Genomic DNA, 14,119 nt, shown 5'->3' on the forward strand with positions numbered 1-14,119 from the left:
TTGATATTCTTTATTGTGTAATGTTGCGTGTTAAGGTTGCTGGCGCGTTGGTGCTAGAACGATTTCGCGTACGCACACATTTTGCGGTTGTTGCCATGCAAACAGCGCAGCAGCGGCGACGTTTTCAGGGGCGATAACGCCGCCCATTTCTTCTTTCCAGTCATGGTAACCCGCTTTAATGTCATCGCTGGTGGTATGGCTTAACAATTCGGTTTCTACCGCGCCTGGGGCGATAGTGATAAGGCGTACGTCATCCATGGCGACTTCTTCACGAATGTTTTCTGTTAAGGCGTGCACGGCAAATTTAGTGGCGCAGTAAGCGGCGTGGTTTGGAAAGGTTTTACGCCCCGCCACTGAGCTGACATTAATGATAGTGCCAGTTTTGCGAGCTTTCATGTCGGCTAATACCGCATGAATACCATTAAGCACGCCCATCACATTGATATTGAGCATGCGGCTCCATTCATTGGGATCTTGCACATCGATTTGGCCTAGTAGCATGATTCCCGCGTTATTGATAAGACAGCCGACCGGGCCAAATTGCGCTTCTGCTTGGGTTATGGCTGCTTTAATAGCTGCGCCGTCGGTGACATCGACGCTGATAGAAAGGCTGTTTGGTAATTCAAGCGCTTGCATTGCTTCAACTCGGCGTGCCAGTAATAGCAGCGGGTGGCCTGCAGCGCTAAAGCTTTTGGCCATAGCGGCGCCAATACCCGATGAAGCGCCTGTGATGACAACCAGTGATTTAGTAACTTGATTCATTAGTATTTCCTATTAATTGGAGCCAATGTAAGCCGTAAACAAACTGTTGTTCGGCGTCTTGAACTTGTTAACCAGTATAGTCTGGGGATTTTCAGTCGAAAAATACTTATTCCAGTTGGATATGATAGGCTCAGCCTATGGCACTATTGTTGAAATTTGTGCTGAACTCGTCGGTTGTCGGAGAAGATTAAATGGTCGATTTGCGTTTGCTGCGTTTCTTTATCGCAATTTTTGAAGAGAACAATATTACCTCGGCGGCTAACCGTTGCTTTGTGAGCCAGCCTTCACTGTCTGCTGGGTTAAAGCAACTCGAAGAAGAGCTTGGTGGTCAGTTATTTGAGCGCAGCAAAAAAGGCGTTAAACCTTTGGACAGCGCGCACTATCTATACCCTTTGGCGGTTAAATTAGTCGAGGAGGCGAGTAAGTTACCAGGCTTGTTTATGGCGAAGGCAAGCCGGCAAAAGCTACGTTTGGCTGTGATGCCAGACTTAAGCCAGCGGCGTTTGGCTGGATTTTTACAACAGGTGAATCAAGCCATTGATAAGCTAGATCTGGAGCTGGTGGACTATCAAAGCCCTGCAGATTGCCGTTTAAGCATCGACAGCTTGCGCCATGAAGATGAAGTATTTTTTCCGCTGTGGGAGGAGGATTATGTGCTCTGCGTCCCCAAGGATAATACCCTCGCCCAAGTAGATAGCCTACGTCCCGAGCAGCTCAATGGCTTTGACTTTATTGAGTGCCCACCCTGTGAAGCTCATCAGCAAACGATAGGTTTATTGGCGTGCAGCAATATGTCGCTTAATTTGGTCGCTAAGGCTGAGTCAAAATCTCTAGTGATGTCGCTAGTGTTAGCCGGATTTGGCGTGAGTTTTTTACCCGATGGTTTGATTGAAGATGAGCCTAGGCTCAAGCAAGTGAAATTTGATGGTCCGAGAATGTTCCGTCGTATTGGTTTGTGTTATCCCTCCCATCAGGCAGTTGCGCCAACATTGGCGACCTTGTTACGGCATTTAGCCGCTCGATCGAATTAATTCCAAGTTAGTTTTGGGTTATCAGCATTCAGATTAGTGAGTCGCTAAGGGCGATTCAGTGAGATTAAGTGGAGGCTCGACGCCGTAGGATTTAAATAGTTGAGTAATTTCACCTGAGGTGCGCATGTCGTCGACTATCTGGTGAACTTGCTTGGCATATTGATGCCGCGGCGACATGAGCGGAATACTGAAATAGCGGCCATTTTTGCTGATATCTACGTATGCCATCTGCTTAAGCTGGGGATCTTTAGCAAAGAATTGCATTTCATGTTGTTCGGAGGTGATGGCTAAATCGATACGTCCAGCCTTCAACATATTGATTAACTGACCGTTATCATTAACAAAAGACACTTTTAGTTGGTTTTGATTGTCATTGAACTGCGGACAGTAAAAAGCGCCTCTAAGTGCGCCAATGATATGAGGTTTTAGTTCATCGAAATGTTTGACTTCAAGTTGTCTATTCGCAAGGGCAAAGTAATAGACGTAGCGCTTGTCGTATCCCAGTAGCATAGGGTCTAGAAAATCGTTGCGCTCTGGCTTCATCGAATGGACGGGGATTAGGTCGACTTGTCCCATTTCTGCCACTTTAATTGTGCGTGCCCAAGGCACATTACTCCAATTTATCTTGTGACCTAGGCGGGCGATGACTTCATTGATGACAGCTGCACCTGGGCCTTTGCACTCACCATTTTCGACATAAATAACAGGATGCCTATCGCGGCAGTGTGCTTGCCAGACAACGGCAGAGGTTTCTGCCCTTGCTTGGGGCAGAAATAAGCATGAAATGACAATGATCAGTATCAGCCTCATACATCTTGCCTATTAAAATGGTCAGTTTTAATTTAGGGCTGGGCAGTTAACCTGACTATGTTTTATTTTTGAGTCGTTTAGCTGCGCAGGTTTGGTCAATAATTGATTGTAGTGCTTATACATCCACTGTGCTTTTTAAGTAATTATAAATTCACTCTATTTTATAACCAAACGGTTTGGCCTGTTAAATCTGACCAAACCTTTTCTGGGGCTCATTCGCTGCTAGGAAACTTACCTATCCGACTCAAGATAGGGCGTTAATTGGGTTTCAATAGCCTCAATTTGAGTTTCGGCGTAGGCAAGTTCGGATTCGGTTAAACATGATTTTGCGGTGTTTTGATGGAGTCGTTGAGCGCTATTCATCCCGTATTTACCAAAATGACGTAGCAATAAACTAGACCAAATAAACATTTGTATAGGTTTATTTAATTGTTCTGCGCCGTAAATATTGACCAGTTCCCGCATAGCAATTTCATGACCTAGCTCTGCCGATTTGACGTACCAAGCTTCTGCCGCTTGTAGAGCCTCTTGAGTGGGTTTTTCACCACTTAAAAATGATTCAGCCTTATAGAAATAAAAATATTGTTGTTGCTCAGCGGGGATTGGATGCTGATGCAAGAAACTGTCACGTAGACGCTCAGCCTCTCTTATCTCTAAGGTACCTAGTTGCTGACTGAATCTGGCTAATTCTTTTAGATGATCGGCTCTATTGCTCATGGCCGCGAGCTGGTAATACATTAACGCTTTAATCGGTTGGCGACTCACGCCTAAACCTTGCTCATAAATCTTGCCTAAGCCTAGCAGTGCGTCTTCATTCCACTTAAGTGCGAATTCTTCAAAGTCAATTTTAGCCTGTTGGTAATCACTCTCATTTTGTGGCGCTTTCAGTAAAAGATGAGCAAATTCAATCTTAGCGAAGTCATTACCTCTAGCGACAGATTGGCTTAACCAATGGCGCGCCTTGTCATAGTCGACAGCCAAATCTTCACCGTAGAGGAAACGTTTACCAAGATAATACTGGCGGAAATCATCGTCTGCGGCGCGCTCGCTAAGTAATGCCTCTGCACGCGCTAAATCTTTAGGTCCACCTTGGCCAGCAGCAAGCATATGTCCTAGATCATCTTTTGCTAATTCATCACCAGCGGCGGCGGATTTCTCAAAGTATTCCCGTGCTTTGGAATAGTCCGAAGTAACGCGTTCATCATGCCAGTAGAGTGTGGCTAAATGGTAATAGGCTCTTTGGTCTTCTTGTGCGGCGGCTTTTTCGAACCAGTAAATTGCTTGGCTAGCATCGGGATCGAGAAAGGGCTGGCTTAGATACAAGTAAGCAAGCTCATATTGAAACTCGGCTTGCCCCGCTTCGGCATTAGGTTTGAGCTGTTCTGCCTGTGCGATTAACTCATCGAGTGTTTGCGACTCAGAAGAGAGCAAATTAGGTAGTGTGAGCATGGGTAAAAATTGAGGCTCTATTTCGGCGGCTTTTTTATACCAATCGTTAGATGCCTTGGGATCGGCGGGAACTTGTGGGAATCGACCGGAATAAAGTTCGGCCATAGCAATGGCGGCAACGGCTAAGCCTTTATCGACTGCCTGCTGAATATAATCTAGGCCAGAGTTGACTTCGCCTTGGTTAATCAGTGTTAAGCCATGATTGAGTAGCGCAGTAGGATCACCTGCGGCAAGTGCTTTAGCTTGCACTTGTTTTTTTTGATATTTAGCGAAAAAAATAAACAGTACAATAAAAGCAATAATTATGAGTATCAACAACATAGTAGTCCATCACTATCGATATTTGGGAGTATAGTAAACGTAAATTTTTACAAGAATGCAAGTTTACAATTTGGGCTAGGCTGATCGACTAAGCCTACCAATCCCATGGGCATTAGCGTTATTTATCTTGCAGATGGATCTCCCTAATGGGGCAGGCAATCTCGATTCCTGCCTGCTTAAGGGCGTTATAAAGAGCGAGGTTCACCTTATATTTATGTTGAAAATAGCTTTGTGTGGGCACCCAGTAACGAACCCCCATTTCAATTCCATTAGCATTAAAACCATTGATGCCAATATTAGGTGTGGTCTCTTGATAAACATAGGGATTATTGCTCAATAACTCAGTAATCACACTAATGGCTCGTTCGGGATCTGTGTTGTAACTGAGATTGAACTGGGTTTCGACTAGCTTATTGCTGAAGGAGTTGTGCAGGATTTCGCCGACGATATGCTTATTAGGAATGCTGATTTGCTCGCCTTCCTCATTGGTGAGTATGGTCATGCCTAAGTGGATACGTTTAACAACGCCGCTTTCCCCTTTAATTTCAATAGTATTGCCTACCACAAAAGGGCGGGTGACGATAATAGTCACGCCTGCGGCATAGTTCGCTAGCATACCTTGTAAGGCTAAACCTGCACCGAGGGAGGCGGCACCAATTGCCGCAACCATAGGGGTAATACTGATGCCGATTTTGCCGAGGGCGATAATCCCAACCATGACGATGATCAGAATGCGGATAAGATTGCTGACAAAATTGCTTAGGGTGATATCGATATTGTGTTTGTCGAATTGCTTAGCGACTAAGCGTGATACTTTACTGGCTACCCATAAACCTAACAAAAAGATCAGCAAAGCACCTACGAGTTGAAAGCTGTAGGTGACTAAAAACTCGGTGATGAGTTGATAAACGCCTTGTAGTTGCTGCAATTCTTGATCGAGTCCAGGTGTTATCATTATGATATCCTTGTAATAAAATTAACTGTGCGATTATAGCGTAGAAATTTCACCAAATACTTTTCGCCCTTCATGTGTGAAGCGTATCATGTAATCGTGGTTGATTTAATGAGTCGATAGGGGGAGTCAGGTATGCTGTTCGCCTATCCAATAATGGAGTCGAGTGTTTATGAAAACGCTGTTGTTATGTTTGTCTTGTCTGTTAACCCCAATCTGGGCGTATGCTGCGAGTTATGTTGCCGGAGATGCGATTAATCCCATTTCACTTCTCGACCAAAATGATAAAACCATTAATGTGACTGATGAGACTCAAGTGCTGCTCTTTAGTCGCAGCATGAAAGGCGGTGATGTGATTAAGGATGCACTTACCCCCTTGAGCGCGACTCAAATGCCAGCGGGTTTAGTTTATGTTGCCGATATCAGTGGTATGCCTTCTTTGATCGCTAAATTTGTGGCTGTGCCACAGATGCAAGATTTACCTTTTGCGATTGGGTTAGATAGGGATGGTGAGATCAGTCGTTTATTACCTGATAACAAAGATATGGCCACTATGATATTGCTCAAGCAGCGTAACATTTTGGACATTGCCTATTTTGATTCCAGTGAAGCCTTGAACCAAGCCCTCGCAAAACTCAATCAGCCGCAGTAACGACTCGATTTAACGGACGTATTTTAAGGCATCCATTAGTCTTCTTTTCGCTGTGTGACTGTTACTTCAAGATAACTGTTTTTAGATGGATATTTTGGCTCCAGCCAGTCTATCCATCTCCCTTCCGATAACGTCGTAAAAAATTCACTTTTTATTCTGATAATGAACACAAATTTACCTTAGGGTTTGTGTGCATAATTATTTGTTTTATAGCGCCTTTTTTTGATGGTTCAGTTCCTTAAAGAGTTGGGGAATAAAAAGTTATTAATTCAGCATAAAAATTCGTTGCGTAAAGCGAAAAAATATCGTTTACTGCGCACGTTTTTAATACATCACACTTACTGTTATCTATCTGACCCAAAGGAGACTCTGGCCCAATGAGCCAATTTCAATCTATTGATGTTGCTGACTATTATGATATGGACACATTCAAGCGTATTGAAGCGTTTGCCAAAGACAAAGCAACCCCGTTCGTCGTGATCGATACCAGTATCATAGCGAAACAATACGATGACATGGTTAATAGTTTTCCTTACGCCAACGTTTATTATGCAGTTAAGGCAAACCCTGCGGCCGAGATCTTATCTTTACTAAAAGATAAAGGATCAAACTTTGATATAGCCTCGATTTATGAGCTAGATATGGTCATGAATGTCGGTGTGACAACCGATCGAGTCAGCTATGGTAATACGATTAAAAAGCGTCAAGATGTACGTGCATTTTATGAGCGTGGCGTGCGTATGTATGCATCTGACTCAGAAGCCGATTTGCGAATGATCGCTGAAGAAGCGCCGGGTTCACGTATTTATGTGCGCATTCTGACCGAAGGTACAGATACTGCTGATTGGCCGTTATCCCGTAAATTCGGCTGCCAAAACGAAATGGCCTATGAGCTATTAGTATTGGCGCAGGAATTAGGCTTAGAACCTTTCGGTATTTCTTTCCATGTGGGTTCTCAGCAACGTGACATAGGTGCTTGGGATTCCGCTATTGGTAAAGTGAAAAGTATTTTTGACCGACTGCGTGATGAGCACAATATCACCCTGAAGATGATCAATATGGGCGGCGGTTTCCCTGCTAACTATATTGATAAAACCAATCAATTGGGTGTGTATGCCGAGCAAATCACTCACTTCCTGAAGGAAGATTTTGGTGATGATTTACCACAAATTATTTTGGAACCAGGTCGTTCGTTGATCTCTAACGCGGGGATTTTAGTGTCTGAAGTGGTACTGATCAGCAAAAAATCTTACACGGCTTTAGAGCGTTGGGTGTTTACCGATGTGGGTAAATTCTCTGGCTTGATTGAAACGATGGACGAGGCGATTAAGTTCCCGATTTATACTGAGCGTCAAGGCGAGCTGGATAAATGCGTGATTGCCGGCCCAACCTGTGACAGTGCAGATATCATGTATGAGCACTATAGCTATGGCTTACCAAATGACTTAGCCATTGGCGATCGTATGTATTGGTTAACCGCAGGGGCTTATACGACGACGTATTCAGCAGTATGCTTTAACGGTTTCCCACCGCTGAAGGATTACTATCTGTAAGCGATTGTGATGACATTAATAAGGGCGCTTAGGCGCCCTTATTTGTCTTTAGAGTAATAGTAGAATTACTCGTGGGATTTGAGGATCTGATAAATTTCCTCTTTTAAATGTAACTTTCTGCTTTTGAGTTCTTTCACAGTGGGATTGAAATCACTGGCGACACGTTTTTCCAGTTGTTTGATTTCCTCGTCTAACTGATTATGCTCATTAAACTTACGTTGAAAATGAGCATCTTGGGTTTTCAGGGTGGAAATTAATTCTCTGTACTCTGGAAACATCGGCATTCTCCTTGTCGTCATTTACTACACTTCAGGTTACGCCTTAACCCTAACCTTATACCAAGTCGTTAAACGTGACTTAGATCACTTTTAGCGGTCACTTAGATTAATACTAATGGATGATTTATTTTAATATATTTTAAATCAGTATCTTAGGTATTTGTTGCCACAGCCTCTGGCATGAGTTCAGGATCTGGTTCACACTTTGTTTGGTATAAATCAGACTGACATTCGAAATATGGGCAAATTTGCTATCTTGTGAGCAGATGCTGGTGTAGTTGGTAATTTCATTACGACTAAACAATTACTTCTTGCCGATAATTCTGTGATCAAGTTAACCTTCACCGCTTCGATACTAGGTTAAAGTCGATTTTATAAGAATTTAATTATCAAAAATGAAAGGGGTTTTCACAATGGCTGATGTATTTCATTTAGGTTTGACCAAAGCGATGCTCGATGGTGCAACCTTAGCAATCGTTCCTGGTGATCCAGAGCGTGTAAAACGTATTGCCGAACTAATGGACAATGCGACGTTTCTTGCTAGCCACCGCGAGTATACAAGCTATTTAGCTTATGCCGATGGCAAGCCAGTAGTCGTGTGTTCAACCGGTATCGGTGGTCCATCGACTTCTATCGCAGTAGAAGAACTTGCACAGTTAGGTGTGAATACCTTCCTGCGCGTTGGTACTACAGGTGCAATTCAACCCCATGTGAATGTGGGCGATGTGATTGTGACTCAAGCTTCAGTGCGTTTAGATGGCGCGAGCTTGCACTTTGCACCTATGGAGTTCCCTGCGGTTGCAAACTTTGAATGTACCACTGCTATGGTTGCAGCGTGTCGCGATGCAGGCGTAGAGCCACACATTGGCGTAACGGCTTCTTCTGATACTTTCTACCCAGGCCAAGAGCGTTATGACACTGTCACTGGCCGTGTAACGCGTCGTTTCGCGGGTTCTATGAAAGAATGGCAAGATATGGGCGTACTGAACTATGAGATGGAATCTTCCACTTTGTTCACTATGTGTGCTACTCAAGGTTGGCGTGCAGCCTGCGTTGCAGGTGTGATTGTAAACCGCACCCAACAAGAAATTCCTAATGAAGCCACAATGAAGAAAACTGAAGTGAGTGCGGTTTCTATCGTGGTTGCAGCAGCGAAAAAATTGTTAGCTTAATTTTTAGTAAGCTAAGCAATACTCCCCTGCAAAGTGAGTGCTCAGAATACAAAAGGTGCCAATGGCACCTTTTTTGTTGCTTTAAAACTATGCCGGTACCGATTAGAAATGGTATTGAGCAATCACAGAGTAAGTGTCTTGATCGACGCCTTTCACACCGTATTTATTGGTCCACAGATCGTATTCGATACCCACCAATAATTTATTGGCTTGATGATCCCCGAACAGACTCTTACCGAGATCGTATTTTAGCTGTGGGTTGAAATGGAAGTTTTCCTCGTAGCCGTTATCGTCGGTGGCAAATACCCAGTCGATAAAGCCATCGAGTACTATGTTGGCAGATCCAACAGGGATATCGATACGAAATACAGGAGTGAACTGCCAGCCGTCACTATTGTTACCAGTGCTCATACCATCGCGGCGATAGGTATTAAAGTTAAGATAAGTAAAGTATGGTACTGCTACGTCAACCCCTAAACCGTAAAGTAGGCTGTGGACTGGGCCTTCACCTTCTTCATAGGTTAACGCTAGAGACAAGTCTGTTACTGGGCCAAAGGCTATTTTTTCGCCAAGAATTTTACTGGCACTAAAACGTGGCGAAATTTCACCATAGGTAGTGCTTTCCATGCCCGTGTCGTTACCTTTGAAATAGATAAAATCTTGGAAGGCAAACCAATCACCGTATTTCCAGCCGCCAGCCGTTTCCAAGGTGATAGTGGCTTGTTTGTCCGATGGCGCTAAATCGTAGTCTTCGCCATAGAGGGCTGTTGCACTGAAATCCCACCACTGTACTAAGTCACCCGCAAATGCTTGAGGAGAAAGCATTAGTGCTAGGCATAGGCATGTTTTTTTCATTGTTATTTCCTGTTGTATAGGTCGAAGTTAATTCGTGTCTTACTCAATCCGCTCTCTGACCTATGGCATGGTTTGATGGGTAAGTTCAAACCTAGCGCGAGTGTACGTCAAAGGACTTGCTCAAAAGTGGGGGCAATATATGCAAAAATTTACATTTATTCAAAGTTTTTATCGAATGTTGTTGTCAAAATCACATAATCATTAGTGAGGGATTTTATTTTTAGATAGTTGATTTTTAATGTTTTTTATTGTTATTGCGCCGCTTGTGGATTGGGGGCTTGCTATCTTTTTGAATTGATTGTGCTTAATTTTAAAACAACCTAACGGCTTTCGTGGGCGGATATGGGAGAATGAGGATTAAGTCATAGGTGATTGAGTGTGCGTTTTGACAGGGTAAATTTTGACATATTATGTCGATTATCCGAAACTCTGCTGTTATAGTGCAGTAAAGGACACTCTCATTTCAGGGGGGAAATATGGAGTTTTCAAATCCGATTTTAGTGTGGGCAGTGATTGGTTTAGTGTTAATGCTCGCCGAAATAGTGGTTCCAGGTGGCATAATAGTGTTGCTGGGTGCGGCTTGTTTAGTCGTGGCAGGTGCGTTAGGCATAGGACTGGTTGAAGGTGTCGTGCAGAGCATGACTCTGTGGTTTATCTCTGCCGTTGTGTTGTTATTGGTTTTCAGACAGGTCACTCAGAGGCTCGTTGGTGGTGATTCCCATGTGGATAACACGGATGAAGCAATCGAACTATACAATCAAATTGTTCGCGTAAAGCAGACCATAGGTCCTGGGCAAACACCTGGGCGGGTGGAGTTTCAAGGTAGTGAATGGCCAGCGCTTGGCGATGGCAGCATTATTGAGGCGGGTACCGAAGTCAGAATTATTTGTCGTGAAAATATCGCTCTAGTCGTTGAGCCTATTTCAATAGAAGCTTCCAAAAACTAAAGGATGGAATCTATGTTTGTATTTACCTTAGTCATTTTATTTATCTTTTTTATTCTTTATAAGTTGATGTTAATTGTGCCGATGCGTGAAGTGCATGTCATTGAGCGTCTTGGCAAATTCCGTGCAGTATTAAGCCCTGGATTTCATTTTTTGATCCCTTTCTTCGACCGCGTCTCCTACCGTCACGATACCCGTGAGCAAGTATTAGATGTGCCGCCACAGAGCTGTATCTCCAAAGATAACACTCAACTTGAAGTGGACGGCTTGGTCTACCTAAAAGTGATGGATGGCAAATTGGCGAGTTATGGTATTGAAAACTACCGTAAAGCAGCGGTGAATTTAGCCCAGACCACTATGCGATCTGAAATCGGTAAGCTGAGTTTGAGTGAGACTTTCTCTGAGCGTGATAGCTTAAATGAATCAATCGTGCGGGAAATAGATAAGGCTTCCGAGCCATGGGGAATCAAGGTATTGCGCTATGAAATTCGTAATATCACGCCTTCACGCCATGTGATCCACACTCTTGAGAAGCAGATGGAAGCTGAGCGTCGTAAACGTGCCGAAATTACCTTAGCGAATGCCGAAAAAGCCGCGATGATCAATATGTCTGAAGGTGAGCGCCAAGAGGCCATTAACCTGTCAGAAGGTCAAAAACAGAAACGGATTAATGAAGCTAAAGGTACAGGTCAGGAGATCGCTATCATAGCCAAAGCAAAATCCGAAGGTATGGCAATGATCTCGCAAGCATTAGCCGTCAATGGCGGTACAGATGCGATGAATATGCTATTAAAAGAACAGTTTATTGCTCAAGTTGGCAAGATCCTCAATGATGCACAAGTCTCTGTTGTTCCCGCTGAAATGGCAAAACTTGAAGGTTTCTTCGAAGGCATGGAGCAAGTCACTCAGACTATGAGTGGCCAGAATAATCTTGGCAAAGGAGCGCGATAATGAATATTCCAGTAGATACAGATTTGATTGTGATGGCGATTTGGGGCCTGATATTTGCCATTTTTGTGATTAAACTATTTCAATCGATCCGCCTAGTACCCACTAAATCGGCTTTTATTGTTGAGCGTTTAGGTAAGTATCACAGTACGTTAGATGCAGGGTTCCATACCTTGATCCCCTTTGTGGATAAAGTGGCTTTTATTCATGATTTGAAAGAAGAAACCATTGACGTACCACCGCAGGAATGTTTCTCGAGCGACGAAGTAAACGTTGAAGTGGATGGGGTGATTTATATCTCTGTGACTGACCCAGTGAAGGCCAGCTATGGTATTACTGATTATCGTTATGCAGCAATTCAGTTGGCGCAAACGACGACGCGCTCTGTCATCGGGACACTTGATCTTGATCGTACGTTTGAAGAGCGTGATGTGATTTCAGCCAAGGTAGTGCAAGTCTTAGATCAAGCGGGTGCCATGTGGGGAATACGCGTGCATCGTTATGAAATTAAAAATATTACACCACCTGAAACCGTTAAAAATGCCATGGAAATGCAAGTAAATGCCGAGCGTGAGCGCCGTGCATTATTGGCTAAGAGTGAAGGTGACAAACAGAGTAAAATTAACCGTTCTGAAGGGGTTAAAGCTGAAACGGTAAACCGTTCTGAAGGTGAGATGCAGCGCCGGATTAACGAAGCCGAAGGTAAGGCTGAGGAAATTTTAACCATTTCCCGTGCGACGGCAGAATCGATTGAACGTCTCGCCTCTGTTATTGCCGCACCGGGTGGTCACAATGCCCTGCGGATGCAACTCGGTGAGCAATACTTTAAACAGCTCGATGGCTTAAGCCAGAAGAATAGTCGAGTCGTATTGCCGGGTAATATGGTGGATTTCGATTACTGGATGAATAGCATAGGCTTAACGGAAGAAAAACCGAGCTAAGGCTGTGGTTAAAATTTGAAACTAGCTAGATTTTTAAGGTCAAATACTCAGGTGTTTGGCCTTATTTTTTGGCTCTAATTGGATGATATGACGGTTTGTGTTGCGAATTGCGGGGAGATCATACAGCTTCTGTTGAATGAACCGCCAGAAGCTGCAGTTGGGCATAGTTAAATTTTTCATTGAATGGAAGGCTAATAAGCTAGGCGTTCATGAATTTGGGAATGGGCGTGGGTTTCAATGAGCTTGGCAATTTGGTTTTGTTCTAATTGCTGAAGCGCAGAAGTTTCGTCATAAATCTTGTCTTGAACATCCAGCGGCATGCGCACATGTTCCATAAACATCCTAATTCCCAGCATGTCGCCACTCTTGAACAGTTGGCTGAATTCGGTGGCCTCTATCTCGATTAATGCATTCATAATACTTCACCCTGAGGTTGGATTTGACACAGATACAGCGGTCTTGCTGTTAATTAAGAGATACGCCTAAGTTTGATCTAGGTCAATTAAACTGCATATTAATCTTTCTTAATAAAGGATTTTGTTGTTTATAAATAATGGGTTATAAATTTAGTAGATCAGCAAATTTGAAATGAGTTGTTGTTTAAAACTGAGTTTTTATGGGCGGGCAGAGTCAATGAGTGAGCCATGTCATACGGATAAAAAAATAGCGACGAGCGATAAAACGCTGGCCGCTATTTATTCTTAATAGTCTATCAGGAGTAGGCTAAAGCCTTATTTAGGAATCGCCAGAATCTGGCAACCATTAATCCCCGCTTTTTGCAGTGTGTGACGTTTACGCTCTGCATCACGTTTACGCTCGAAGGGGCCTAAAGCAACCTTGTACCATACGCCGGTTGTACCTTCGACTTGCCTCACTTGCGCCTCTAAACCTTGAAAAGCGATGACGGCTTTCATCTCGTTCGCCTGTGATTCTTGGCGGAAAGAAGCACACTGCAACTGATATTGCATCGGTGTTCTGCTCGCAACAATATCGGGAATATCGACCTCAACATGCTTATTTTCAAGCTCGTTGAGATAGGTCCATTCTTCCTTTGGTTGTGGTGGCAGAGCATTTGGATCTTTCTTTGGCGGAACAATAAGCTCAGCAGTTTCAGTTGTCTCTACTGGGATAACGACCGCTTGGCGTTCAGGTTCTTTGACCTTAGGAGTAAGCACTGCTGTCTCTTGAGGCTTAACTTGTACTTCCGTTTTCTTGGCTGGAGCGGGTATCGGCTTCACTTCTTGCTTAGCATTATCTTTAATGCTTGACAGGAAATAGACGAAACAACCCACAGCGAGTATGACAAAGCCTATCAAGGTCAGCGGCAGCTTCTTACGCGGCGCCGATTTAGATTGTGAAGGCTTTGCTCGAGTTGGGCGAGTCGCGCGGATTGGGCGCGGTTTAGCGCCCGACTGCGGCCTTCTATTGGCATAATCGCGATTACTCATGGC

General features: G+C 43.9%; 15 protein-coding genes. 7 read left to right on the top strand and 8 right to left on the bottom strand.

What is annotated here, in order from left to right; translation table 11 throughout:
• Positions 1 to 30: 30 nt before the first annotated feature.
• The gene (locus tag L5M28_RS04765; protein WP_263202645.1) at positions 31 to 762 is read right to left on the bottom strand and encodes an SDR family oxidoreductase; all 732 of its coding nucleotides are present in this window, start codon (positions 760 to 762) and stop codon (positions 31 to 33) included.
• A gap of 191 nt (positions 763 to 953) precedes the next feature.
• On the opposite strand from L5M28_RS04765, the gene L5M28_RS04770 reads away from it, so the two are divergent.
• Positions 954 to 1,793 carry a LysR family transcriptional regulator gene (locus tag L5M28_RS04770; protein ID WP_263202647.1) on the top strand — a complete coding sequence of 280 codons (840 nt, stop codon included), beginning with the start codon at positions 954 to 956 and terminating at the stop codon, positions 1,791 to 1,793.
• A 33-nt stretch (positions 1,794 to 1,826) separates the two neighbouring features.
• On the opposite strand, the gene L5M28_RS04775 is transcribed toward L5M28_RS04770, so the two are convergent.
• The 3 genes from L5M28_RS04775 to L5M28_RS04785 form a co-directional block, all read right to left on the bottom strand.
• Positions 1,827 to 2,603 carry a substrate-binding periplasmic protein gene (locus L5M28_RS04775; RefSeq protein ID WP_263202649.1) on the bottom strand — a complete coding sequence of 259 codons (777 nt, stop codon included), beginning with the start codon at positions 2,601 to 2,603 and terminating at the stop codon, positions 1,827 to 1,829.
• Positions 2,604 to 2,834: 231 nt separating this feature from the next.
• Positions 2,835 to 4,373, bottom strand: a complete 1,539-nt coding sequence (locus L5M28_RS04780; protein WP_219250688.1) for a tetratricopeptide repeat protein — start codon at positions 4,371 to 4,373, stop codon at positions 2,835 to 2,837.
• A 118-nt stretch (positions 4,374 to 4,491) separates the two neighbouring features.
• Positions 4,492 to 5,328, bottom strand: coding sequence for a mechanosensitive ion channel family protein (locus tag L5M28_RS04785; protein WP_131523458.1), 837 nt, complete (start codon positions 5,326 to 5,328; stop codon positions 4,492 to 4,494).
• Between the two features lie 169 nt (positions 5,329 to 5,497).
• On the opposite strand from L5M28_RS04785, the gene L5M28_RS04790 reads away from it, so the two are divergent.
• Together L5M28_RS04790 and L5M28_RS04795 are read left to right on the top strand one after the other, a co-directional pair.
• Positions 5,498 to 5,977: a hypothetical protein gene (locus tag L5M28_RS04790; RefSeq protein ID WP_219250687.1), complete on the top strand. Its 480-nt coding sequence runs from the start codon at positions 5,498 to 5,500 to the stop codon at positions 5,975 to 5,977.
• Between the two features lie 377 nt (positions 5,978 to 6,354).
• A complete protein-coding gene (locus tag L5M28_RS04795) occupies positions 6,355 to 7,530 on the top strand; it encodes a type III PLP-dependent enzyme (protein WP_105251256.1) in 1,176 nt (391 codons plus the stop codon).
• Positions 7,531 to 7,595: 65 nt separating this feature from the next.
• Here L5M28_RS04795 and L5M28_RS04800 read toward each other — a convergent pair whose 3' ends face one another.
• Entirely contained in the window at positions 7,596 to 7,808 is a 213-nt protein-coding gene (locus L5M28_RS04800) for a YdcH family protein (RefSeq protein ID WP_006083288.1), read from the bottom strand.
• Positions 7,809 to 8,221: 413 nt separating this feature from the next.
• Between L5M28_RS04800 and udp the strand changes: the two genes are divergently transcribed.
• Positions 8,222 to 8,980, top strand: a complete 759-nt coding sequence (gene udp, locus L5M28_RS04805; RefSeq protein ID WP_317629892.1) for a uridine phosphorylase — start codon at positions 8,222 to 8,224, stop codon at positions 8,978 to 8,980.
• Between the two features lie 102 nt (positions 8,981 to 9,082).
• On the opposite strand, the gene L5M28_RS04810 is transcribed toward udp, so the two are convergent.
• Positions 9,083 to 9,835 carry an outer membrane protein OmpK gene (locus L5M28_RS04810; protein ID WP_263148021.1) on the bottom strand — a complete coding sequence of 251 codons (753 nt, stop codon included), beginning with the start codon at positions 9,833 to 9,835 and terminating at the stop codon, positions 9,083 to 9,085.
• Between the two features lie 476 nt (positions 9,836 to 10,311).
• On the opposite strand from L5M28_RS04810, the gene L5M28_RS04815 reads away from it, so the two are divergent.
• From L5M28_RS04815 to L5M28_RS04825, 3 genes are read left to right on the top strand one after another with little or no spacing between them, the layout of a single operon-like run.
• On the top strand, positions 10,312 to 10,782 hold the full coding sequence (locus L5M28_RS04815; RefSeq protein WP_263202651.1) for an NfeD family protein: 471 nt from the start codon (positions 10,312 to 10,314) through the stop codon (positions 10,780 to 10,782).
• Between the two features lie 12 nt (positions 10,783 to 10,794).
• Entirely contained in the window at positions 10,795 to 11,730 is a 936-nt protein-coding gene (locus L5M28_RS04820) for an SPFH domain-containing protein (RefSeq protein ID WP_105251260.1), read from the top strand.
• On the top strand, positions 11,730 to 12,668 hold the full coding sequence (locus tag L5M28_RS04825) for an SPFH domain-containing protein (protein ID WP_181800857.1): 939 nt from the start codon (positions 11,730 to 11,732) through the stop codon (positions 12,666 to 12,668). The genes L5M28_RS04820 and L5M28_RS04825 overlap by 1 nt, the downstream gene beginning before the upstream one ends.
• 191 nt (positions 12,669 to 12,859) lie before the next feature.
• Here the strand turns inward: L5M28_RS04825 and L5M28_RS04830 are convergent, their stop codons facing one another.
• Both L5M28_RS04830 and L5M28_RS04835 read right to left on the bottom strand, forming a co-directional pair.
• Positions 12,860 to 13,084 (bottom strand): hypothetical protein, encoded by a 225-nt coding sequence (locus tag L5M28_RS04830; protein ID WP_263202653.1) that lies wholly within the window; start codon positions 13,082 to 13,084, stop codon positions 12,860 to 12,862.
• A 315-nt stretch (positions 13,085 to 13,399) separates the two neighbouring features.
• Positions 13,400 to 14,116 (bottom strand): SPOR domain-containing protein, encoded by a 717-nt coding sequence (locus L5M28_RS04835; protein ID WP_168825699.1) that lies wholly within the window; start codon positions 14,114 to 14,116, stop codon positions 13,400 to 13,402.
• Between the last annotated feature and the right edge of the window lie 3 nt (positions 14,117 to 14,119).

Source organism: Shewanella sp. SW32 (genome assembly GCF_025653365.1).
GTDB lineage: Bacteria > Pseudomonadota > Gammaproteobacteria > Enterobacterales > Shewanellaceae > Shewanella > Shewanella oncorhynchi.